This window comes from Gemmatimonadota bacterium (assembly GCA_039715185.1).
In the GTDB taxonomy this organism is placed as follows: Bacteria; Gemmatimonadota; Gemmatimonadetes; order Longimicrobiales; family RSA9; genus DATHRK01.
In genome coordinates this window covers 1-21932 of the sequence record JBDLIA010000055.1, presented here as the reverse complement: position 1 = coordinate 21932, position 21932 = coordinate 1, and the positions used below count along the sequence as shown (strand labels likewise).

Annotated in this window: 20 protein-coding genes; 10 read left to right on the top strand and 10 right to left on the bottom strand. The window is 71.7% G+C overall.

Going from position 1 to position 21932, the window contains the following annotated elements:
• The 4 genes from ABFS34_10920 to ABFS34_10905 all read left to right on the top strand — a co-directional run.
• Positions 1-338: hypothetical protein (locus tag ABFS34_10920; GenBank protein MEN8375950.1), on the top strand; the 338-nt coding region annotated here is incomplete at its 5' end.
• Between the two features lie 16 nt (positions 339-354).
• Entirely contained in the window at positions 355-1632 is a 1278-nt protein-coding gene (rodA, locus tag ABFS34_10915) for a rod shape-determining protein RodA (protein MEN8375949.1), read from the top strand.
• A 147-nt stretch (positions 1633-1779) separates the two neighbouring features.
• Positions 1780-2778, top strand: coding sequence for an acetyl-CoA carboxylase, carboxyltransferase subunit beta (gene accD / locus ABFS34_10910; protein ID MEN8375948.1), 999 nt, complete (start codon positions 1780-1782; stop codon positions 2776-2778).
• The gene (locus ABFS34_10905) at positions 2720-4114 is read left to right on the top strand and encodes a Mur ligase family protein (GenBank protein MEN8375947.1); all 1395 of its coding nucleotides are present in this window, start codon (positions 2720-2722) and stop codon (positions 4112-4114) included. Before accD ends, ABFS34_10905 begins: the two co-directional genes overlap by 59 nt.
• On the opposite strand, the gene ABFS34_10900 is transcribed toward ABFS34_10905, so the two are convergent.
• The 6 genes from ABFS34_10900 to ABFS34_10875 all read right to left on the bottom strand — a co-directional run bounded on the left by ABFS34_10900 (position 4111) and on the right by ABFS34_10875 (position 7759).
• The gene (locus tag ABFS34_10900) at positions 4111-4515 is read right to left on the bottom strand and encodes a PIN domain-containing protein (GenBank protein MEN8375946.1); all 405 of its coding nucleotides are present in this window, start codon (positions 4513-4515) and stop codon (positions 4111-4113) included. The two genes, ABFS34_10905 and ABFS34_10900, sit on opposite strands and share 4 nt — an antisense overlap.
• Before the next feature lie 2 nt (positions 4516-4517).
• Positions 4518-4742, bottom strand: a complete 225-nt coding sequence (locus tag ABFS34_10895) for an AbrB/MazE/SpoVT family DNA-binding domain-containing protein (protein ID MEN8375945.1) — start codon at positions 4740-4742, stop codon at positions 4518-4520.
• A gap of 185 nt (positions 4743-4927) precedes the next feature.
• Positions 4928-5410, bottom strand: coding sequence for an OsmC family protein (locus ABFS34_10890; GenBank protein MEN8375944.1), 483 nt, complete (start codon positions 5408-5410; stop codon positions 4928-4930).
• Positions 5411-5433: 23 nt separating this feature from the next.
• Entirely contained in the window at positions 5434-6300 is an 867-nt protein-coding gene (locus ABFS34_10885) for a hypothetical protein (GenBank protein MEN8375943.1), read from the bottom strand.
• Positions 6297-6779 carry a hypothetical protein gene (locus ABFS34_10880; protein ID MEN8375942.1) on the bottom strand — a complete coding sequence of 161 codons (483 nt, stop codon included), beginning with the start codon at positions 6777-6779 and terminating at the stop codon, positions 6297-6299. The genes ABFS34_10885 and ABFS34_10880 overlap by 4 nt, the downstream gene beginning before the upstream one ends.
• Positions 6780-6967: 188 nt before the next feature.
• Positions 6968-7759, bottom strand: coding sequence for a sigma-70 family RNA polymerase sigma factor (locus tag ABFS34_10875; GenBank protein ID MEN8375941.1), 792 nt, complete (start codon positions 7757-7759; stop codon positions 6968-6970).
• A gap of 139 nt (positions 7760-7898) precedes the next feature.
• On the opposite strand from ABFS34_10875, the gene hisS reads away from it, so the two are divergent.
• The 4 genes from hisS to guaA are packed head-to-tail and all read left to right on the top strand — an operon-like array spanning position 7899 to position 13488.
• Positions 7899-9212, top strand: coding sequence for a histidine--tRNA ligase (gene hisS / locus ABFS34_10870; GenBank protein MEN8375940.1), 1314 nt, complete (start codon positions 7899-7901; stop codon positions 9210-9212).
• A complete protein-coding gene (proS, locus tag ABFS34_10865) occupies positions 9202-10662 on the top strand; it encodes a proline--tRNA ligase (protein ID MEN8375939.1) in 1461 nt (486 codons plus the stop codon). Before hisS ends, proS begins: the two co-directional genes overlap by 11 nt.
• Positions 10663-10702: 40 nt before the next feature.
• On the top strand, positions 10703-11950 hold the full coding sequence (gene lysA / locus ABFS34_10860) for a diaminopimelate decarboxylase (GenBank protein MEN8375938.1): 1248 nt from the start codon (positions 10703-10705) through the stop codon (positions 11948-11950).
• A complete protein-coding gene (guaA, locus tag ABFS34_10855; GenBank protein ID MEN8375937.1) occupies positions 11947-13488 on the top strand; it encodes a glutamine-hydrolyzing GMP synthase in 1542 nt (513 codons plus the stop codon). Before lysA ends, guaA begins: the two co-directional genes overlap by 4 nt.
• A 30-nt stretch (positions 13489-13518) precedes the next feature.
• On the opposite strand, the gene ABFS34_10850 is transcribed toward guaA, so the two are convergent.
• Together ABFS34_10850 and ABFS34_10845 are read right to left on the bottom strand one after the other, a co-directional pair.
• Complete coding sequence (locus ABFS34_10850; GenBank protein MEN8375936.1) at positions 13519-13974, bottom strand: hypothetical protein; 456 nt, start codon at positions 13972-13974, stop codon at positions 13519-13521.
• Entirely contained in the window at positions 13958-14356 is a 399-nt protein-coding gene (locus ABFS34_10845; protein MEN8375935.1) for a hypothetical protein, read from the bottom strand. The genes ABFS34_10850 and ABFS34_10845 overlap by 17 nt, the downstream gene beginning before the upstream one ends.
• Positions 14357-14508: 152 nt before the next feature.
• On the opposite strand from ABFS34_10845, the gene ABFS34_10840 reads away from it, so the two are divergent.
• Positions 14509-17220, top strand: coding sequence for a M14 family metallopeptidase (locus ABFS34_10840; protein ID MEN8375934.1), 2712 nt, complete (start codon positions 14509-14511; stop codon positions 17218-17220).
• A gap of 32 nt (positions 17221-17252) precedes the next feature.
• On the opposite strand, the gene ABFS34_10835 is transcribed toward ABFS34_10840, so the two are convergent.
• Entirely contained in the window at positions 17253-19043 is a 1791-nt protein-coding gene (locus tag ABFS34_10835) for a leishmanolysin-related zinc metalloendopeptidase (protein ID MEN8375933.1), read from the bottom strand.
• A 231-nt stretch (positions 19044-19274) separates the two neighbouring features.
• Between ABFS34_10835 and ABFS34_10830 the strand changes: the two genes are divergently transcribed.
• Complete coding sequence (locus ABFS34_10830; GenBank protein MEN8375932.1) at positions 19275-19916, top strand: hypothetical protein; 642 nt, start codon at positions 19275-19277, stop codon at positions 19914-19916.
• Here ABFS34_10830 and ABFS34_10825 read toward each other — a convergent pair.
• The gene (locus tag ABFS34_10825; protein MEN8375931.1) at positions 19888-21717 is read right to left on the bottom strand and encodes a VCBS repeat-containing protein; all 1830 of its coding nucleotides are present in this window, start codon (positions 21715-21717) and stop codon (positions 19888-19890) included. The genes ABFS34_10830 and ABFS34_10825 overlap by 29 nt on opposite strands.
• Between the last annotated feature and the right edge of the window lie 215 nt (positions 21718-21932).

Below are 21932 nucleotides of genomic sequence, written 5' to 3'. Positions count from 1 at the left end.
CCCTCGCCGGTGGGCTGGGGCTCGTCTTCGGCGTGCTGCGCGACTCGCTGGGCGTGGGCAGCTTCGGCGCCGACGCGCTGGCGATGACCGTGGTGGGCTGGCTGGGCGCTCGCTCGCGCGACTGGTTCGAGGGCGGCACGCCGAGCTTCGTGGGGGTCTACCTGGCGCTCGGGGTGTGGGCGCACCACCTGCTGCGCGCCGTGCTCGGGGGCGTGCCGGTGGACGGCTCCGCGGCGCGCGCGCTGCTCGTGAGCCCCGTCCTGGGCGCCGCCTACGCGGCGCTCGCCGGCGCCGCCGCCTTCATGGCGTACACGGCGTTCGTCGGCAACTCGCGGTAGGGGTAGGGGCTAGCCGGTGGGGCTGTTCGCGAGCGTATACGGCGCCCTCAAGGCGCGCGTGGGCGACCCCCCCCTGCTGCTCACGGTGGTCGCTCTGACGCTGCTGGGCATCGCCATGGTGTACTCGGCCGGCAACGGCTTCATGACCAGCGGCGTGTCGTCCTCGCTGTGGACCCGCCAGGTGCTGTGGCTGGTCATCGCCGCAGTGGCGCTCGTGGTGGTGTTGTTCGTCACCGTGCAGTGGCTAGAGTGGATCGCCACCCCCGCGTACCTGCTCAGCGTGGCGCTGCTCGCCGCCACCCTCCTCATCGGCACGGGGAAGGGGACCGCCGCCGGCACCAAGAGCTGGATCGACCTGGGCTTCCTGTCCTTCCAGCCGGCGCAGTTCGCCAACGTCGCCACGATCCTGTTCGTGGCGAAGATCATGTCGGGCTGGCGCGAGACCCCCGACACGCTGTGGCGCCTGTGGACTCCCATCCTGGCGATCGCCGTGCCGATGGGGCTGGTGTTGCAGCAGCCCGACCTGGGCACCGCCATGGTGTTCGGCGCCGTGATGGTCGCGACGCTCTACTGGGGCGGCGTGCCGATAGGCCTGCTGGCGATGGTGCTGAGCCCGCTGGCGGGGCTCTTCCTGTCCATCTGGGACTGGGCCTTCAGCATCTACATGGTGCTGCTGATGGGCTGGATGTTCTTCTACCACCGCTACGTCAACCGCGTGGGCCTGGGTGCGGGCACGCTGGTGGTCATCGCCAACCTCGCCGCGGGCTCGGTCGTGCAGCTCCTGTGGAGCCAGCTCGCGCCCTACCAGCAGAACCGCTTCACGGCTTTCATCAACCCCATGATCGACCCGCAGGGCGCGGGCTATCAGCTCATCCAGTCGCGCGTTGCGATCGGCAGCGGCGGGCTCTTCGGCAAGGGCTTCACGCTGGGCACGCAGAAGGGCTTCAACTTCCTGCCCGAGCCGCACACCGACTTCATCTTCAGCGTCGTGGGCGAGGAGTTCGGGCTGCTGTTCGGGACGCTGCCGGTGCTGCTGGCCTACGCGTTCATCCTGTGGCGCCTGGTCAAGATCGCCGAGCGCGCCAAGGACCCCTTCGGCGGAGTGGTGGCGTTCGGAATCTTCGGCGCCTGGTTCGCCCACATCCTGGTCAACGTGGGCATGACGGTGGGGCTCATGCCCATCACCGGCATCCCGCTCCCGTTCCTGAGCTACGGAGGCACCTTCCTGCTCGCCAATTTCGCCGCCCTGGCCATCGTCCAGAGGATCGCCGCGGAGGGCGTCGAAGAACCCTGACGAGCCGCACCGTGTGGGCGCATCGGGCCATTTCCTCAGCGCGCGCGCTGGGTCGGCCCGGTGTCCCCGAGGCTGGCCTCAGCGCCCCGATGGCGTCAGTTTGTCCAGTCACCCCAACGCACAGTCGCGGCCAACGCAGGGGAGGTCATGGCCTGGTTCCGCAAGCCTAAGCAGAAGCTCCAGAAGGGCGACAAGCGCGAGCTCCCGAGCGACGTCTTCGAGAAGTGCGGGAAGTGCGCCGAGATCCTCTACCGCGAGCGGCTGCTCAAGAACCTGTACGTCTGCCCGGCGTGCGGGCACCACCTGCGCATAGGCGCCGCGTCCTACGTCCGGATCCTGACCGACGAGGACAGCTTCCGGGAAATCGACGCCGACCTGCGCAGCGACGATCCGCTGGGGTTCGTGGACCTCAAGCCCTACGCGGCCAGGCTGGAGGCGGCCGAGCGCAAGGCCAGCCACGGCGACGCGGTGCTGACCGGCACCGCCACGCTGGAGGGCATCCCGGTCACGCTGGCGGTGATGGACTTCAGCTTCATCGGCGGCAGCATGGGCTCGGTGGTGGGCGAGAAGATCGCGCGCGCGGGTCGCCTGGCGCTGGAGCGCCGCACGCCGCTGATCGTGGTCAGCGCCTCCGGCGGAGCGCGCATGCAGGAGGGCATCCTGTCGCTCATGCAGATGGGCAAGACGTCGTCGGTGCTGGTGCGCATGCACGAGGCGGCGGTGCCCTTCATCTCGGTGCTGACCGACCCCACGACGGGCGGCGTGACGGCGTCGTTCGCCATGCTGGGCGACGCGATCCTAGCGGAGCCCGGCGCGCTGATAGGCTTCGCGGGCCCGCGCGTGATCGAGCAGACGATCAAGCAGGAGCTGCCCGACGGCTTCCAGCGCTCGGAGTTCCTGCTCCAGCACGGCATGATCGACCAGATCGTGGACCGGCGCGAGCTGAGCGCGGAGATCGGCCGGCTTCTGCGCCACATGCTGGGTCTGCCGGCGGGCGCGATCGGCGCCGCGGTGGACGCCTTCCCGAGCCAGCGCGCGGTGCGCAAGCCCGGCAACAACGGCGCGGCGCCGCAGCCGCGCGCGGCCGATCGGGCGGCGGAGGTCGCTGCCGAGGCCGCTGCCGAGGCCGCGCCCACCCGGCCCTGACCGCCAAGAGCTGAGCGCGCTCACCTACCAGGACCTGGTCGAGGCGCTCTTCCCGCGCCTCTCCGGGGGCATCCGCTGGGGCCTGGACCGGACCCGCGACCTGCTCGCCTCGGTGGGCGACCCTCACCTGCGCTATCCCTCCATCCACGTCGCCGGCACCAACGGCAAGGGCACGGTCTGCCACATGGTGGAGGAGGCGCTGCGCGCGTCGGGCTGCCGCACGGGCCTCTACACGTCTCCGCACCTGATCGAATTCACCGAACGCGTCCGCCTGGACGGCGCGCCCATCGCCCGCGAGCCGCTCATGGACGCCGCGCGCGCGTTGTGGCCGGCGATCGAGGACAGCGGCGCGACCTTCTTCGAGGCGACGACCGCCGTCGCGTTCCTGGCCATGGCCGACGCCGGCGTGGACGTGGCGGTGGTGGAGGTGGGGCTCGGCGGGCGGCTGGACGCCACCAACGTGCTGACGCCCGAGGTGTGCGCGATCACGCGCATCGACCTGGACCACGCGGCCTATCTGGGCGACACACTGGCCGACGTCGCCGCCGAGAAGGCCGGCATCCTCGAGCCGGGCGTGCCCGCGGTGATCGCCGCGGGCCAGCATCCGGAAGCCATGGAGACGCTGCTCCGGGTCGCCGAGGAAGTCGGCGCTTCCGTTACGATCGCGGAGCCGCTGCCCGAGCCGACGGTCATGGGGCCCGGGCGCTGGGTCGCGGCGACCGATTCCCTGCGCGACGTGCCGCTCGCGCCCGCGCTCCCCGGCGCCCACCACGTCGCCAACGCGGCGGTGGCCGCGCACGTCCTGGCCGCGCTGCCCGAGGCCCTCAGGCCGAGCTCCGAGGCGGCCGAGGTGGGGATCTCCCGCGCGGAGCCCCCCGGACGCTTTCAGAGGTTGAGGGCGCGCGGCGTCGACTGGATCCTGGACGCCGCCCACAACCCCGCCGGCGCCGCCGCGCTGGCGCGCACGCTGGTGCAGGTCGGCCCGACCCGCCCGCTGGTCGCGGTGGTGGCGATCGTGGCCGACAAGGACTGGCCGGCCATGCTGGACGCGCTCGCCCCCGCGGTCGACCACATGGTTCTCACAGGCGCCCCGGGCGTTCCCGAGGAGCGGCGCTGGGATCCGGCGCGGGCGGGCGCGGGGCGGCGGCTGGAGGACGCGACCGTGGCCGAGGACTTCGGCGCGGCGCTGGAGGAAGCGGCGCGGCGGGCGGGGCAGGGGGGCGGGCTCGACGCGGGCGGCTCGGCGCCGGGCCTGCTCGCGGACGCGCCTGGCACCGTGCTGGTCATGGGGTCGTTTCACACGGTGGGGGCGGGGCTGGAGGAACTGCGGGACTAGGGCGCGATAATCTCCAGCGACGGGAAGTAGCTCCTGTATCGTGAGGCGTCGCGCGTGAGCAGGCACATCCCCGCCACGGCGGCGTGCGCTCCGATGTAGAAATCCGGCAGAGGCGACCGTCCGAGGCCGCCCCGTCGCCGGTAGCGGAGGAAGCACTTCCCGGCGAGGAAGGCGGCCTCCCAGGGAAGGGGGTCGCGCCGGAGCGTACCCCTGGGAATGGTCGCCTCCAGTGCCTCGATGCTCGTGAAGCGGATCGACGTCTCGGCGTAGATGATCGGGTTTATCACCAGGACGGAAGACTCGGCCCGATCCTCGATCGCCGAGGCCGACCAATCGAACCACACGGCGTCCTCTGTCAGCACGTCCAGCAGGACATTGCTGTCGACCAGCGTCGGAACCACGCTCAGTCGCCGCGCGTGAGAGCCATGATCTCGTCGGTGCTCATCTTGACGTCGCCGCGCCCCCGGAGGCGTTCGACGATGCGCATGCCGCGGCGGGTGCTCTTCGCCTTCTGCAACACCACGACATTGCCGCGCACCTCGAACGTCACTTCCGTGTGGGGAAGAAGCCCGAGGCGCTCCCTGATGGCCTGCGGAATCGTCACCTGGCCTTTGGTCGTGATCTTCATGGTGCTTCCATCCGGTTCTAGGTATTACAAGTAAGAGTAATACCATCTGGTGACAAGGAAAATAGCGACATCGGCCAGCAGCCCTCAGTCGGTGCTGCGCTGGATAACAAAAGGGGCCGGGGGGGTCGCGGCCTGGTAGTACGGCGCGCGGGCGGGTTCCCCCCGACCCCAGGTGCGGGCTCCTCCTACGTCTCCACGACGGCTTCCACGTCGATGCCGCCGCGGATGCTCTGGGTGACGAGGCAGAAGTCCTCGTACAGGCCGGCGCACCGGGCCACGCGGGACTCGTGCCCCGGCTCTACGTCGGGGCGGAGGGTCACGGCGATAGTGTCCACCCGCAGGCGACCCTTCTCGTTGCGGGCCAGCGTCGCGCGGGCGCTGGTTCGCATGCCTGTAACGGGGACGCGCGCCTTGCGCAGGCAGAACAGCAGGCTCGCGCTCAGGCAGTTCGCCACCGCCGCGGCGAGCAAGCGACTCGCGTTCGGGCCCGCGCCGTCGCCGAGCGGCGCCGGCTCGTCCATCCGCAGGCGGGCCACCCCCTCCTGCACGAAGTCGACGTCGAAGCGGTAGTTCTCGTCCAGGACGAGCTCCACATCGACCGTCTCCGCTTCCGGCGGCTCCACTCGAGCGGCCGCGGGGGTTGGTCTATCGAGAACGGCGGTGCTCATCTCGGGTCGTCCTTTCTGCCCCTTCACAACAGGGGGATTGTCCAGCCGACCGACGCGGCCACGTCGGCGGCGGATTCGGTCAGGCCGGATCGCACTCCCGCCCGCAGCGAGCGCGCGGAGGCCAGGCTCAGGTACACGTCGCCTCCGATCGACACCGGGGCTTCCACCCCGTCGATCATCGACGTGGATCCAGTCACGGAGACCGACCAGCCCAGGCGGTCACCCCGCAGGAAGCCTCCCAGCGCGGCGCCGTACGCGAATACATCGCGCAGCTCCAGGTCCGGCGTGTCGCCCAGCGCCCAATAGGAGCCCTGGATCATGACCAGCACGCTGCCGAGCTCCAGGGACGCGCCCGCGCCGGCGCCGGCGTCCCACTCGCCCGTGCCGATCCCGGACTCCGCGCTTCGCAGGGGCGGCTTGACGCTCGCGCCCACGCGCACGCTCCTGAGGGGCGAGTTCGTTGGCGTGAATTCCAGGCCGGCGCCGAGCAGGGGGTCCGCGAGGGACAGCTCGAGCGACCCCGGCGCCTCTATGACGACGAGCTCGTCGTGCCGCCTGCCCGAGCCGTCCCCGGCGCGGTTTCCTCCGGTGGGCACCGGCAGGCCGCCGGCCCTGGTGATCGCGTCGCTGTTCTGGAGCAGCAGCGGCAGGCTCGCGTCCACGTAGACGCCTCCCCAGCTCGCGCTCACGCCGTTCACCACCCACACCGACGTGGACCGCTCCGTGAAGTAGTAGTCGCCGGACGCGACCTCCACGGAGCCCGACCACGACGCTTCCTGAGCGGTCGCGGGAGCGCCGGGGAGGAAGCCGGCCGCGCCGAGAGCGAGCGCGAGGAGCACCGGCGCCGCTCTTTCGCTGGCGACGCCGATCCCCTCCATACGCGCGGTCATGACCCCGACTCGGTCATCTGCTCGAGCCGGTGCTGCATGCGCTCGAGCGACTGAACGCTCTCCTCCATGCGCGTCTCCATCAGCCGGAACTGCTCGCGCAGCCGCTCCGTCTCCCGCCGCAGCTCGCCGTCCTGCTGGAAGACCTGATTGCGGTCCATCTCCTGGAGACGCAGAGCGGACCGTTCCATCTGGCGGGTCATCTCGCTCAGGCCGGCGCACGTCTCGCGCAGTGCCTGGTGCTCGCGGATTCGCTGCTGATCCTGCACGCGCTCCAGCGCGCGGACGATCGCCCCGTCCACGACGTGGATCCGCTCGCGCAGGCGCTGCATGTTCTGCTGCATGGCGGCCATCCGTTGCTGCATCTGCTGCGTCATCTGCTCCTGCTCCGGGGGCGGCATCCGCTGCTGCGCCACCGCCGGGCCGGCCACCAGGACCGCCGCCGCTACGAGAAGCGGCAGGCTTCGTCTATGTGCTCTCATGGTTCTCTCCGAGGTCTTCTCGTTTGGCGGGGCGGGTCCGCCTGCCGGCGGCCGCCCATTCCCGCTCTAACCATTGGTGCCACGGGGGCCGAGATCGGTTCCCGGCGGGGACGCGGGTGGAGTGGGGTCCGGCACGGGAGAAGGAACGAGCGCGCTTCGGAGGTCCGCGCGGACGCGCGGAAGCCGGATCAGTCCTGGGAGAGGGCCTGGCCTATGGATCGCCTCAGGTCTTGCGGCATCCGGCCCGAGGAGAGAGCCCGGCACACCGCGCGGCCGTAGTCCAGCGTCAGGAACACGGCGCTGCAGCGGTCGCACAGCAGGTCGTTGCTCAGCGGAAATTCCGTGTCGTGGTCCAGCGATTCCTGCTTCGCGCGAATGAGGGCCAGGCATTCCTCGCGAGCGTGGTCGGGCGGGGGCGCGGGTCGGGTGGGGAGAGCGTTGGCCAGCTCCTGCCGGACGCGCAGGCGCGCGCGGTGGAGGCGCGTCTTCACGGTAGGAGCCTTGACGTCCAACGTCTCCGCGATCTCGGCGATCGAGAAGTCCGCCATCTCCTTCAGAACGAGCGGCAGGCGGAATTCGAGCGGCAGCGCCCTCAGCGCCCCGAGCACCGCCTCCGAGGCCTCGTGCCGTTCCGCGTCCGCCGCCGGATCGTCGTCGGAGGGGATCTGCAGGATGCCCTCATCGCCGGACGGCAGCAGTCGGTCGAGCGGTTCGAGTCGGGCGGGCTCTCCGGCCCGGCGCCGGTGCATCCTTTGGCAGGAGCGCACCGCGATCGTGTACAGCCAGGTCGACGCCTTGGAGCGCCCCTGGAAGCCGTCCCACCCGCGAAACGCGCGCATGAACGTCTCCTGGACCAGGTCCTTCGCCGCCTCCTCTTCGCCGCACAGGCGCAGGGCCAGGGCGTAGAGGTTGTCGCCGTGCGCGGCCAGCAGCGCGGGAATGGCCCGGTCCGCGTCGGTTGTGGGGGCTGTGTACTCCATATGGCCAGTACGGGTAGGGGGCGTGTAGCGCCCCGAAGCATAACTCCCGGGGCGGGGGCGGGAGCACCGCGCCGCGTTTCCGCGGAAACGTGCCGCGCCCCCGTTGCATCCTCCCACCCCCGCGCGCACATTCGCGGCCATGTCAGATTTCGGGAGCCTGCCGGGGTTTCGGGACTTCTATCCCGAGGACCTCGAACGGCGCACACGCATCTTCGCGGCGTGGAGGGAAGCCTCCCGCCGTTTCGGTTTCCGGGAGTTCGACGGCCCCCCGCTGGAGCCGCTCGATCTCTACACCGGCAAGAGCGGCGAGGAGATCGTGCGCCAGCTCTACGCGTTCACCGACAAGGGCGGGCGCGAGGTGGCGCTGCGGCCCGAGATGACGCCGAGCTTCGCGCGCATGGTGTCCGCGCGCGCGGGCGCGCTGCGCAAACCCATTCGCTGGTTCGCCATTCCGCAGCTCTTCCGCTACGAGCGCGCGCAGCGGGGCAGGCTGCGCGAGCACTTCCAGTGGAACGTGGACCTGGTGGGCGAGGCCGACGTGACGGCGGACGCCGAGGTGATCGCCGTAGCGCTGACGGGGCTGGGCCTGCTGGGCCTGGGCGCCGACGCGATCGTCGCGCGGGTGAGCGACAGGCGCCTGCTGGAGGCGCTGCTGGGCGGCCTCGGCATCGGCGCCGAGGGGCTCGCGGCCGCCTACGCCGCCATCGACAAGCTGGAGCGCGAGGGCGCCGACGCCACGGCCGAGCGCCTGGTGGAGCACGCGGGGCTTTCCGCGGGCGCCGCCGCCGATCTGCTGGGAGCGCTCGGCTCCGACACCCCCGCGGCGCTGGCCGACGCGGCCGGCGGCGGCGAGGTCGCCGCGCGCGCCGCCGACCTGGAGCGCTACCTGGACACGCTGGACGCGCTGGGCCTGCGCGACCGGGTCGCCTTCGACGCGTCCATCGTGCGCGGACTCGCATACTACACGGGCATCGTCTTCGAAATATTCGACCGCGCGGGCGAGCTGCGCGCGGTGTGCGGCGGCGGCCGCTACGACGGCCTGCTGGCGCAGCTCGGCGGCCCCGACCTGCCCGCGCTGGGCTTCGGCATGGGCGATGTGGTCCTGGGCGAATTGCTCGCCGACAGGGGCGCAGAAGAGGGCGCCGCCGGCGCCGTCGACGACCACATCGTCATCGTGTCCGAGGAGCAGCGGCCGCTCGCGCTGCGCGTCGCCGCGGCGCTCAGAGTCGCCGGCAGGTCGGTCACGTATCCCCTGCACGAGACCGGGGTAGGCAGGCAGTTCAAGGACGCCAACGCCGCCGGCGCCGAGCGCGCCGTCGTGCTGGGGCCCGACGAGGTGGCCGAGGGCGTGGCGGTGGTGAAGGACATGCGGAGCGGGGCAGAGTCGCGCGTGCCGCTCGAGGAGCTGACGCGCGCCGAGGAGAACCCAGGGGCGGACGGCGATGGCGGGTGAGAAGGGGCTGACCACGCGCGGCGAGGACTTCGCCGCGTGGTACAACGAGGTGGTGCTGCGCGCCGAGCTGGCCGACTACTCGCCGGTGCGCGGCAGCATGGTCATCCGCCCGTACGGTTACGGCATCTGGGAGAACATGCAGGGTGCGCTGGACGGCCTCTTCAAGGAGACCGGGCACGAGAACGCGTACTTCCCGCTGCTCATCCCGCAGAGCTTCCTGGAGCGGGAGAAGGAGCACATAAAGGGCTTCGCGCCCGAGGTGGCGGTGGTCACACGCGCGGGCGGCAAGGAGCTGGAGGAGCCGCTCGTCATCCGGCCCACCTCGGAGACCATCATCTACCACATGTTCGCCAAGTGGGTGCAGAGCTACCGGGACCTGCCGATCCTGATGAACCAGTGGGCGAACGTGATGCGCTGGGAGCTGCGCACGCGGCTGTTCCTGCGCACCTCGGAGTTCCTCTGGCAGGAGGGCCACACCGCGCACGCCACCGACGCCGAGGCGGAGGCGGAGACGCTGCTGATCCTGGGGCTCTACCGGCGCTTCATGGAGGAGTGGATGGCCATGCCGCCGCTCACCGGCAAGAAGACCGACGCCGAGCGCTTCGCGGGGGCGGTGCGGACCTACGCGTGCGAGGCGCTCATGCAGGACAACCGGGCGCTGCAGGCGGGCACGTCGCACAACCTGGGGCAGAACTTCTCGCGCCAGTTCGACTTCCGCTTCCAGACCGAGGACGGCGGCGAGGACTACGCCTGGAACACCTCCTGGGGCGTGTCCACGCGGCTGGTGGGCGGGCTGGTGATGACCCACGGCGACGACGTCGGGCTCATCGTGCCGCCGCGGCTGGCGCCGATCCAGGTGGTGATAGTGCCCATCCTGCGTGGCGACGGCTCAGAAGCGGTGCTCGCCAAGGCCCGCGCGGTTGGGGAGGAGCTGCGCGCCCAGGGCCTGCGCGTGCGCGTGGACGACCGCGACACCGGCAGCCCGGGCGCCAAGTTCTGGGAGTGGGAGCGCAAGGGCGTGCCGCTGCGCATCGAGATCGGCCCCAAGGACGTGGACAAGGGCCAGCTCGTGCTCGTGCGCCGCTTCGTGCCCGAAGGAGTGGACAAGAAGGCCTTCCTCGAAGAGCGGGCGGCGATCGCGTCGGTGCCGGGCCTGCTGGATGAGATCCAGGACGCCATGCTGGCCGGCGCCATCCAGCGCCGCGAGACGAACTCGCACCGGGGCGTGCACGACTACGACGCCTTCCGCCAGATCATGGAGGGCGCTGGGGGCTTCGTCTACGCCGGCTGGTGCGGCTCGGCGGAGTGCGAGACCAAGGCCAAGAACGACACCAAGGCCAGCATCAGGTGCTTGCCGTCCGAGGATTTCCGTTCGCCGGAGGTGCCGGGGCGTTGTCTGGTGTGCGGCGGCGCCGCCGCGGAGGAGGCGGTCTGGGCGAGGGCGTACTGACCCGGCTCGAGGCGCGCGCGCCGGCGCGCCGCGCCGCCTGATGGCGCACCAGTTCGCCCACCGCGCCGGCCACCTGCACTGCGAGGGGGTGCCCGCCCGCCGCCTCGCCGAAGAGCTGGGCACGCCGCTCTACGTGTACAGCAGGTCTGCCATCCTGGAGCGCTACCGCGCGTTCCGCGACGCCTTCGCCGCGCTGGATCCGCTGATAGCGTACGCGGTCAAGGCCAACGGCAACCTGGGCGTGCTGCGGCTGCTCGCTTCCGAAGGTGCGGGGGCCGACATCGTCAGCGGCGGGGAGCTGCGGCGGGCGCTCGCCGCGGGCGTCCCCGCCGAGCGCATCGTCTTCAGCGGCGTGGGCAAGACCGAAGCCGAGCTGGCCGAGGCGCTGGACGCCGGGATCTACGGCTTCAACGTCGAGAGCGCCGGCGAGCTGCGCGCGCTGGCCAGGGTGGCCGCCGGCCGCGGCCGGAGGGCTCCCTTTGCGGTGCGCGTGAACCCCGACGTCGAGGCCGACACGCCGCACCACTACACCCGCACCGGGCACGGCGCGAGCAAGTTCGGCGTGGCGGTCGCTGAGGCCCCCGAGCTGTACCGCGTCGCCGCGGCCGATCCGGCGCTGGAGGTGCGCGGCGTGAGCGTGCACATCGGCAGCCAGATCACCGAGCCGGCGCCCTTCGCGCGCGCGCTCCGGCGCGTGGCCGAGCTGGTGGATGAGCTGCGCGAGGGGGGCATCGAGCTGACCTACCTGGACGTCGGCGGCGGGTTCGGGGTGCCCTACGCCGAGGAGCCCGCGGCCGCCCCCGCGGAGTTCGCCGCCGTGCTGACTGGGCCGCTCGCCGCCACCGGCCTGCGTCCTGTGCTGGAGCCCGGCAGGATAATCGTGGGGCCGGCGGGGCTGCTGCTGACCCGCGTGCTCTACGTGAAGCAGAACGGCGGCCGCACCTTCGTGATCACCGACGCCGGCATGAACGACCTGATGCGCCCCAGCCACTACGAAGGCTATCACCGCGTGGAGGCGGTGGACCAGGCCTCGGATCGCGAGCCCGCCAGCGTGGACATCGTGGGCCCGGTGTGCGAGAGCGGGGACTTCCTGGCGCTCGACCGCGTGCTCGCGCGGCCCGAGGAGGGCGACCTGCTGGCCATCCGCACCACCGGCGCGTACGGATTCTCGATGGCCTCCAGCTACAACTCGCGGCCGCGCCCCGCCGAAGCGCTGGTGGACGGCGACCGGATCGAGGTGGTCCGGCGCCGCGAGACCTACGACGACCTGATCCTGCACGAGGCATGACGCAACGCATCCTGATCCTCGACTACGGCTCGCAGTTCACGCAGCTCATCGCGCGCCGCATCCGCGAGCTGAGCGTGTACTGCGAGATCCAACCCGCGACCATCACCATGGACGACATCCGCGCCTGGGACCCCGCGGGCATCGTGCTGTCGGGCGGCCCTGCCTCGGTCTACGAGGCCGAGGGCCTGCTGGCCGACGCCGATCTGCTGCGCATGGGCGTGCCGGTGCTGGGGATCTGCTACGGCATGCAGGTGATAGCGCACCTGGAGGGCGCCGCGGTGGCGAGCGGCAAGCGCGAGTACGGCCGCGCGGAGGTCACCATCCGGGACGCCGATGATCTCTTCAAGGGGTTCGACCCGGGTGGCTCGACCACTGTCTGGATGAGCCACGGCGACCACGTGGACGAGCCGCCGCCGGGCTACCGCACGCTGGCCGCGACCGAGTCGGTGCCCGTCGCCGCGTTCGGCGCCGAGGACAGGCCGATCTTCGGCGTCCAGTTCCACCCCGAGGTGGCGCACACCCCGCGCGGTGGGGAAATCCTGGCCAACTTCGTCTACGGCTTGTGCGGCTGCGACGCGTCCTGGACCGCGGGTTCGTTCATCGACGACTCGGTCGCCCGCATCAGGGAGCAGGTGGGCTCCGACGCCGTGATCTGCGGGCTCTCCGGAGGGGTCGACTCCTCGGTGGCCGCGGCGCTCGTGCACCGCGCGGTGGGCGATCAGCTCACCTGCATCTTCGTCGACAACGGGCTGCTGCGGCAGGGCGAGGCCGAGAACGTCGAGCGCACCTTCCGGCGCCACATGGGCATCAAGCTGGTGGTGGTCGACGCGGCCGATCGTTTCCTGGACGCGCTGGAGGGCGTGGACGACCCGGAACAGAAACGCAGGCGCGTAGGCGAGACCTTCATCCGCGTGTTCGAGGAGGCGGCGCGGGACGCCGGCGACGACGCGCGCCTCCTGGTCCAGGGCACGCTTTACCCGGACGTGATAGAGTCGATCTCGGTGCGCGGGCCCTCGGCCACCATAAAGACCCACCACAACGTCGGCGGGCTGCCGGAGGACCTCCCGTTCGAGCTGGTCGAGCCGCTGAGGGAGCTGTTCAAGGACGAGGTGCGACTGGTGGGCCGCGAGCTGGGACTCTCCGACGAGCTGGTGGGGCGCCACCCCTTCCCGGGCCCGGGCCTGGCGATCCGCGTGCTGGGGGAGGTGTCGCGAGACCGCCTGGACGTCCTGCGCCAGGCCGACGCGATCTACCTGGAGGAGATCCGCGCCGCCGGCCTCTACGACGACATCTGGCAGGCGTTCGCGGTGCTGCTGCCGGTCCGTTCGGTTGGCGTCATGGGCGACTTCCGGACCTACGAGCACGTGCTGTCGCTGCGCGCGGTGACCAGCCGCGACGGGATGACCGCGGACTGGTACCCCTTCCCGCACGAGGTGCTGGGCCGGATGGCCAACCGCATCATCAACGAGGTGACGGGCGTGAACCGCGTCTGCTACGACGTCAGCTCCAAGCCGCCCGCGACGATCGAGTGGGAGTAGGCCGACGCGGCTTGTGCCGCCGCCGGCCGATCAGTTGATGATGATGGCGGAGCGCGGGATGCTCACCGCGCGCGCTCCGTTCTGACCGAACGCCACGCCGAAGAAGTTGATCTGGACGTTGTTCGTGAAGTCGGGTGGGATGGGGTAGTCGAACACGAAGATGGTGTCCGAAACCCCCGGGAAGCTCACCTGCGCGGAGTCGATCAGGTCCTGCGCGAACGAGTTCAGGCGTGCCTCGAAACCCACCCCGATCAGGCGCGCGTTGGGCTCGTTCGCCCGCACCGTGACCGCGACCGACGTGCCGGCCATGCGCGCCTGACCCTGCTCCGGCGCCAGAAGCTGCACGGAGAGGTCCACGGCACCCGGCTCGGTGGGCAGGCCGGTGGGGCGCGCGCGGTCGCCGCACGAGGCGAGCGCGGTGACGAGCAGGAGCAGCGCAGCCCCGCGCGGCGCGCAGAAACCCAAAGCGCTAGTTGTCGCTGTCATTCCCTTCCGCGTCGGGAGTCGAGCCGGGCCTAATGACGTTCCCTTCGGCGTCCAACTCACCCCGCAGCGTCCGGTCGATCCGGTCCCATACGTCCGACAAGTAGTCGAGGTCGTCGGCGTGTACGTCGATGAAACGTTCTAGCGTCTCCGCGGTGACACCGTGGGTGCTCAGGATTTCCTCGCGCCTGCGCGCGAAGGCCTCGTTGGTGCGCTCCTGGGCGGCGGCGCGTCGCAGCTCCACGAACGCGCTCACGAACGTCTGCTCGTCGGGCGCTTCGACGGCCGAGGCGCCGGCTCCAGGGGAGCACGAAGCGATCAGCAACAGGAGCGGCGCGGCGCCGAGCGCACGGCGGCGGCGCGGGCGGGCGAGTGGGTAGAGCATGCTTTCACGCTCGCCGAACGCGCTCCCGGACGCAATGGGTCCCGCGCGTTGCGCTCGCGTGCGCCGCCGGGCATCCTGACGCCCGCCCCTCGACCGCCCAGCGCGGCCGGAAGACGACTCCAATACGCGATCTCGAACCAGCGAGCGAAGCGATGGCCGGCAGCACCGAACTCACCATCCCGGTTACCAGGCGCGCGACGGCAAGGGCGCGGGTGCCCCTGCCGACCCTGCTCCTCGCGGCGCTCGCGGCCCCGCTGGGCGCGCAGGCGCCGCCCTCGCCGCAGGACGTGCTGGGGCACGCGCTGGGCGAGCGCTTCACCGACCACGGCCAGGTGGTGCGCTACTTCGACGCGCTCGCGGCGGCCTCCGACCTGGTGAGCGTCGAGCGGTACGGCCAGACCGGAGAGGGGCGCCCGCTCCTCCAGGCGCTCATCGCGAGCGCCGACAGCCGCGCGCGGCTGGACCAGATCCTGGCGCTGAACGCGGAGCTGACCGACCCCGGCACGAGCGCCGCGCGCGCCGCCGAGATCGCCGCGACCAACCCCGCGGTGGTATACCTGAGCTACGGCGTGCACGGCAACGAGAGCTCCTCCAGCGAGGCCTCGATGTGGACCGCGTGGGACCTGGCGCGCGGCGCCGAGGGGCTGGAGGGGGCGCTGGAGGGAGCCGTCGTGGTGATCGACCCGGCGCTCAACCCGGACGGACGCGACCGCTACGTGGGCTGGTACCGGCAGGCGCGCGGGGCGAACCCGAACCCGCGGCCGGAGGCGCGCGAGCACTGGGAGCCGTGGCCCGGCGGGCGCTTCAATCACTACCTGTTCGACCTCAACCGCGACTGGTCGTGGGCCACGCAGCCCGAGACCCGCGCGCGGCTGGCGACGTGGGCGCGCTGGAATCCGCAGGTGCACGTGGACTTCCACGAGATGTCCTTCAACTCGACCTACTTCTTCTTCCCCGCCGCCGACCCCATCAACCCGGCGTACCCCGAGCACACGCACGAGTGGGGGCGGCGCTTCGGAGACGGCAACGCGGCGGCGTTCGACGCGCGCGGCTGGCCGTACTACACGGCCGAGTCGTTCGACCTGTTCTACCCGGGCTACGGCGACACCTGGCCGAGCCTGGTGGGGGCGATCGGCATGACCTACGAGCAGGCGGGGAGCGCCCGGGCCGGGCTCGCCGTGGAGCGCACCGACGGCGTGCTGCTGACCCTGCGCGACCGCGCCCAGCACCACCGGGTGGCGGGGCACGCCACGATCATGACGGCGGTCAACGGGCGCGGCGAGCTGCTGGAGGGCTTCGCCCGATTCCACCGCGACACGGGCGCGGACGCCGGCGATGTGCTGCTGGTTCCCGGCGCCGACCCCAGCCGCGCGGCCGAGCTGGTGGGGATGCTCCAGGAGCAGGGTGTGCAGGTGGAGGTCGCGGGACGCGCCTTCGAGGCCAACGCCGGCGCGCACAACGGATTCTCCGCGCGCCGCTCGTTCCCGGCGGGGACGTACCGCGTGCGCGCTCGGCAGCCGCGGGGCCGGCTTGCGACCACGCTGCTGGAGCCCGAGACCGAGCTCAACGCGACCTACTCCTACGACGTGAGTGCGTGGTCGCTGCCCTACGCGTTCGGCGTCGAGGCGCACACCGTGCGCGGCGCGCCCGCCGCCGACTGGACCGCCGCACCGGGATCGACCCGGCTCATGGGGAGCGTGGCGGCGGGCGGCTGGACCGGTTCCGGCGCGTCGCTCGCGCGCCCCGCGTTCGCGGGGGAGAGCCGCTCCTTCGTGGCGTCCAGCGAATCCGGCCCGGACGCGCCCGCCGCGTCTGCCTCCAGCGTGGGCTACCTGGTGGCGCCGGGCATGGGCGCGTGGCGCGGCGTCGCGCGGCTGCTCGCCGCCGGCGGGCGCGCCATCGCGCTGGACGAGGGCTTCGACGCCGCCGGCCGGAGCTGGCCCGCGGGCACCTTCTGGATCCCGGCGTACGCCAACGACGACCTGGACGGGCGCCTCGCGAGCGCGGGGCTGACAGGGGCAGCGACGCCGGTCGCGACGGGATCTACGGTCAACGGCAACGACCTCGGCACCGAGGAGTCCTACGACCTGTCGCTGCCCCGCATCGGCCTGCTGGCCGGCGAGGGCGTGTCGCCCACCTCGCTGGGCGCGCACTGGTTCTTCCTGGAGCGGACTCTGGGCGTGCCGTTCGACCAGGTGCCGGCGGACGGACTGGGCGCGGGCGCGCTGGCTCCCTACGACGTGCTGATCGTGCCCTCGGTGACGGGCTCCGGCCGCAGGACGCTGGACGGCGCGGGCGACGCTCTGGGCGCGTGGGTGCGCGCGGGGGGCACGCTGGTGGCGGTGTCCGGCGGCGCGTCGGCGCTGGCGGAGCTGGCGGAGGTGGAGCGCGTGCAGGACGAGGAGGACGACGACGAGGAAGAGGACGAGGGGGACGACGACGACCTGGAGGACGCGCTGCTGGGCCGCGAGGCGCGCGAGCTGGAGCGCTGGGAGCAGAGCGTGCCCGGGACGATCTTCGAGCTGAGCCTGGATCCCGCGCACCCGCTCGCGTTCGGGGCGGGCGTGTCATCGGCCGGCGACGGCGACGCCGACAAGCTGTTCGTGCTGCACTCCGGCGACCTTGCGTTCATGCCCGACGAGGAGTTCGAGTCGGCCGCCTACTTCCCCGCCGAGCTCGCCGAGCTGAGCGGCGTGATCAGCGAGGAGAACCTCGAGTCGCTCGAGCAGCGCGCGTGGCTAGTGTCACGCCGCATGGGCGCCGGCAAGGTCATCCTGTTCGCCGACGACCCGCTGTTCCGCCACTTCTGGTTCGGCGCCTTCCAGCCCTACGCCAACGCGGTGCTGCTGGGGCCGGCGTACTAGGCGGCCCGGTGAGCCGGCTCCGGTGGCGAATGCTACGGGTCGATCTTCTTGGGCGGCGGCATCGGCGCCTCGCGCAGCCGGAACCTGGTGCCCGCCGCGGCGCGGGCCGCCGCCACGCCGGGCGCCGGCAGCATGTACGGATCCGCGGCCCCCAGATCGATGAGATAGCCGAGGTCCTCCATCGACGCGATCGACACGACGCTGAGCGGGTTCACGCCGGCGTTCAGGAAACCCGTCATGAGCTCGTTGTCGAACACCGACTCACGCCAGTGCACACCGTAGGTGCCGTCCCCGTCCTCCCCGATGTTCTCCACGGGAACGGGATCGCCTGTGTAGGAGGCCCCCCCCACGTTGTCGAAGGCCGTGAGCGTTGCGGCTCCCGTGAAGATAGGATCGTTAGTACCAGCCCTCATGAGCAGCGGGGGCGCCCATTTGACCGTGCCCAGCCCCAGCACGTGTCCCATCTCGTGCACGATCACCTCGTCCAGCAGTCCGGCCGCTTCCAGGCTCGCCAGGTCCGCCTCGTCGAAGCTCATGATTCCCACCGCGGGCAGATCATTCGAGGTACGCACGAGGCACGGCCCCGCCCGGCCGAGGATGTTGCCCGGCCCGTCGATCGGGATCACCTCCGCGAGAATCAGGAGGTCGTCCACGATTTCCGTAAACGGCCCGAACTCCAAGCAGTTCTGGTTATTTATCTGCGCCGCGATGATGTCGCCTATGATAGCTGACCGCCAGACGGCTTGCGCGACGGCGAATGCAAACTGCTGGGCGGTGGTCGTCTCGCTGAGGAATCTGACCTCGATATCGAACTCGGAAATCGGCATTGCCACGGCGGCGAGCCGCGCCGTGTCGCCAGGCACGAGGTCCGCGGTCGCGATGAGGCTCTGCGCTCCCGGTGAGCTGCCCAGCGTCCAATCCATGGCTGCGGCGACACCGTCGGTTCCGGTGACGACCGTGCCGCCCGCGACCGACCCGTCGCCGGTTTCGATCTGGAAGGTGACGGTCGCCCCCTGGACGCCGTTTCCGAAGTCATCGGATACGAGCACGCTAGGGGGAATCGGTACAGGCTGTCCTATTGATGCTACCTGATTATCGCCATCCCGGACGCCGACCATGGATGCCGGCCCGCGCTCGCCGGTCGCGTTGAAGTCCACCGGCGTAAGCCCGGACACCATCGCGGACAGAGTGTTTAGCCCTGCCGTGCCTCCCAGGCGCCACTCGAGCGGCGACGCGGTGCCGTCCGCGCCTGCCTGCACGTTACCGCCCGACACGCTGCCGTCTCCGGCCGTCACCTGGAAGCTCACCACCGTCCCCTGCGCCGGATTGCCAAAGCCGTCCTCCACGCGAACGCTGGGCCGGACGGCCAGCGCTTCACCCACCATCCCCATCTGCCCGTCGCCTTGCAGCGCGACCAGAGAAGCGGGCGCGCCCGGCCCGGCCTGCGCCGTGAAGCGCACCGGGGAGAGGCTTCCGGCGCTGGCCTGCACCACCTGTTCGCCCACGGTCGGGCCGAGCGTCCAGGTGCCCGCGCTGGCGCGCCCGGCCATGTTGGTGGTCGCGCTGGCCGCCGCCACGCTGCCACCTCCCGAGACCACGCCGAAGGTCACGCGCGCGCCCGGCAGCGGATTACCCGCCGCGTCCTCGACCAGCACCGCGGGCGCAGTCGCCACGGCCTCGCCGACCGTGCCGGTCTGCGCAGCCGCCGTGGTGCCCTCGATCGACGCTGGTGGCGGCGGTCCGTCTTCGCCGCAAGCGGCCAGGAGTACGCCGAGGAGCAGGACAACCGCGGGCGGGAGGGACTGCGGGTAGGGGCGATGCATCACGCGTCTCCGTGGGGTCGATTTGGCCTGGGAATCAGCCGTCACGTAATGTTCGGGTACGGGGCGTCCGGTCGTCCACCCGGAACGCACGACGAGTCCATCCTAAGCACGACAGGGCCTGCCATGCTACCAATCGGCGAACGCCGCCGCCGGATCCCGCCAGCGCGCCGGGCTTCCTTGGCCCTGGCGAGCCTCCTCGCGGCCGCGTGCGCGTCGCCACCCGAGGTGCCCGTGCCTCCGGTCGTCGCGCCGCCCCCTCCCCCCGTCGACGGGGACCGCGGCGTGGGCGTCGCCGAGGTGGGTCGCTTCGTGATCCGGTCGGGGGCCGACACCGTCTCCATCGAGACGTTTCGGAGCAGCGCGAGCGCCTCCCGCTCCGACATGCGCATCAGGGGAGGACCTACCCTGCAGGTCGGCACCGAGGTTGGCGGGGACGCGCTGATCCCCAGCGCCACGCTGCTGTTCTGGCGGCCGGGCGCGCCGACCTCCGACCCGCCGGACGTCGAGATCGTCGTCACCTTTTCGGACGCCGAGGTGAGCGTCCAGCGGACGACGCTGGGGGGCGGCCAGACCACAGAGCGCCGCGACGTGCAGCCCGGGACGATGCCGTGGACGAACCCCAGCATGATCCTGCTGGAGCAGGTCGTGAGGCGAGGCCGCGCGGCGGGAGTGACGAGCGTGCCGCTTTACGACGCGCTGGGCGGGGGCGCGCTCTCCGAGGCCTTTCTGGCCGCGGGTACGGCCGACACGGTCATCGTGACGCTGCCCGACGCGGAATTCCACCTGGCGATCGACGCGCTGGGCCGCCTCGTGGGCGGTCGGGTGGCGCCGAGCGGGGCGACGATCAGTCGCGAGCCGCTGACGGTGAACTGAGCGAGTAGTACAGCAGGCCGCCGGAGCGATTGCCGGCGATCAGCTCCGGCCGGCCGTCGCCGTCAAGGTCGGCGAACGCGGGGGCCGAGTTGGCCGGCAGGGGCAGGCCGAGGTCGACGGGGGCGCCGGCGGCCGAGCCGTCCAGCGGCACCAGCGTGAGGCCGCCGGCCTCTCCTCCCAGCGCCAGCTCGGGCGCGCCGTCGCCGTCCAGATCCACGAGCGCCGGGGCGCTGCGCCGTCCCACGTCGAGTCCGCCCCAGTTGTCCGTCACCAGCTCGAAGCTGGGCGTCCCGGCCGACCCCACGTTGCGGTACAGGTTTACCTCTCCGGACGACTCGCCCACCGCCAGGTCCAGGTCGCCGTCGCCGTCCACGTCTCCCAGCGCGGGTGTGGAGTGCGAGCCCCGCGTGAGCCGCACGTACGCCGAGTCGAGCAGGGTGAACGTCGGCAGGCCGTCGGCGCCCGGGCCGTCGTTGCGCCAGCGCGAAACGCCGCGGTTCCACGTGCCCAGCAGCAGGTCGGCGTCGCCGTCCGCGTCCAGGTCGCCCAACGCCGGCGCGTGCTGGAAGCCGCCCCGGACGCCCAGCCGGCCGCGCTCGCGGAAGGCGGGCGCGGTGGGCGTGCCCACGTTCTCCAGAAACCGCAGCGACGCGGTCCGGGCGTCGTCGCCCTCGATCTTGGTGCCCACCAGGATGTCGACGTCGCCGTCGCCGTCCAGGTCGCCCAGGGCCGGCACGCTCTCGCTGCCGACGTCTATCGCGCGCAGCAGGCGCCGCGTGGCCAGGTCCCAGCCGGCGTCCACGCGCTCCAGCAGGTACACGTTCTCCACCGCGGTCCGGCTGGGATCGTAGGCGCCGCCTATCACGCCGATGACCAGGTCGGAGTCGCCGTCGCCGTCCAGGTCCACGAACTCGCCCGCGTTGTAGCCGCTCGTGGCCACGGGGGCGCCGGCGGGGAAGGGCGCCGGCTCCTCGCGCAGCCGGGGCCGCGCGCACGTGCCGAAGTTCTCGAACAGCAGCAGGCCCGGCTCGAAGAAGTCGCCCCACAGCAGGTCGGTGTCGCCGTCCGCGTCCACGTCTCCGAACGCCATGGCGTTGGCGCCGTGCAGGCTGGGCACGAGCTGCGCGACCACCTGGATGTCCTCCCAGCGCTCTTCCACCAAGCGAAACGCGGGCGCGGTTCGGCCCACGGGTGCCACCGCCTCGAAGCGCGAAACCGTGCCGTCGATGCGTCCGATGAACAGGTCCAGCAGCCCGTTGCAGTCCAGGTCGAGGATGGACGGGATGTTCTGCCGGTCGGAAAAGACCGGCGTCCCGTCGTCGAGGCGCACGCTGTCGCTCGCCAGCACCAGCCGGGGCGCAGCGCCCGGGCCGGCGTCGTTGCGGTAGTAACTGAGGTGATTGAAGGGGTTCTCGACGAAGAGGTCCACGTCGCCGTCGCCGTCGGCGTCCAGGGGGCGGAACCACTCGCCGATCGACAGTCCTTCGAACCGATCGGTGCGCCACTCGAAGCGGGCAGCCGAGGGGTCGCCGACGTTTTCCAGGAACATCAGCTCGTCGGTGCGCTCCTGGAGCAGCAGATCGGGGTCTCCGTCGCCGTCCAGGTCCGCGAAGCGGAGACGCGGCGCGTCCAGCCCGCCCAGGAAGGGGAGGTCCAGCGGCGCCCCGTCCCGGCCCACGACCGGGAACGGGGCTACCTCACGATGCCACGCGACGTCCGCGCCGCCAGCGTCGGGCGCCGACGCTCCGGTGCCCCCGGCCGTGGTGCAGCCGACCAGAAGCGCGGCGGCCGCGATATGCATCCCGGCGCCACCGGGCTGGTGGAGCAGAAGGCTAGTGTACCGTTGCAGAAGTCCCGTAGGCATTCGGCTCGCGCTGCATCCCGGGGATGCGGCGTTGGAACTCCTTGCCGTAGCGGCGGCTACGGCGCGTCGTTCCGCCTTGCCCCGCGGGCGCATCACGCGCCTCGGTGCACACGGGACTTCCGCGCCGGCACACTAGCGCCGCAGGCCCGTGG

What these genes read in the sequence shown, in the direction of transcription:
- proS (MEN8375939.1), top strand. Translation starts at nt 9,202, where the DNA reads ATGGCGGGTGAGAAGGGGCTGACCACGCGCGGCGAGGACTTCGCCGCG.
- ABFS34_10835 (MEN8375933.1), bottom strand. Translation starts at nt 19,043, where the DNA reads ATGCATCGCCCCTACCCGCAGTCCCTCCCGCCCGCGGTTGTCCTGCTC.
- ABFS34_10845 (MEN8375935.1), bottom strand. Translation starts at nt 14,356, where the DNA reads ATGCTCTACCCACTCGCCCGCCCGCGCCGCCGCCGTGCGCTCGGCGCC.
- ABFS34_10890 (MEN8375944.1), bottom strand. Translation starts at nt 5,410, where the DNA reads ATGAGCACCGCCGTTCTCGATAGACCAACCCCCGCGGCCGCTCGAGTG.
- hisS (MEN8375940.1), top strand. Translation starts at nt 7,899, where the DNA reads ATGTCAGATTTCGGGAGCCTGCCGGGGTTTCGGGACTTCTATCCCGAG.
- guaA (MEN8375937.1), top strand. Translation starts at nt 11,947, where the DNA reads ATGACGCAACGCATCCTGATCCTCGACTACGGCTCGCAGTTCACGCAG.
- ABFS34_10825 (MEN8375931.1), bottom strand. Translation starts at nt 21,717, where the DNA reads ATGCATATCGCGGCCGCCGCGCTTCTGGTCGGCTGCACCACGGCCGGG.
- ABFS34_10875 (MEN8375941.1), bottom strand. Translation starts at nt 7,759, where the DNA reads ATGGAGTACACAGCCCCCACAACCGACGCGGACCGGGCCATTCCCGCG.
- ABFS34_10895 (MEN8375945.1), bottom strand. Translation starts at nt 4,742, where the DNA reads ATGAAGATCACGACCAAAGGCCAGGTGACGATTCCGCAGGCCATCAGG.
- ABFS34_10885 (MEN8375943.1), bottom strand. Translation starts at nt 6,300, where the DNA reads ATGACCGCGCGTATGGAGGGGATCGGCGTCGCCAGCGAAAGAGCGGCG.
- lysA (MEN8375938.1), top strand. Translation starts at nt 10,703, where the DNA reads ATGGCGCACCAGTTCGCCCACCGCGCCGGCCACCTGCACTGCGAGGGG.
- ABFS34_10840 (MEN8375934.1), top strand. Translation starts at nt 14,509, where the DNA reads ATGGCCGGCAGCACCGAACTCACCATCCCGGTTACCAGGCGCGCGACG.
- accD (MEN8375948.1), top strand. Translation starts at nt 1,780, where the DNA reads ATGGCCTGGTTCCGCAAGCCTAAGCAGAAGCTCCAGAAGGGCGACAAG.
- ABFS34_10850 (MEN8375936.1), bottom strand. Translation starts at nt 13,974, where the DNA reads ATGACAGCGACAACTAGCGCTTTGGGTTTCTGCGCGCCGCGCGGGGCT.
- ABFS34_10880 (MEN8375942.1), bottom strand. Translation starts at nt 6,779, where the DNA reads ATGAGAGCACATAGACGAAGCCTGCCGCTTCTCGTAGCGGCGGCGGTC.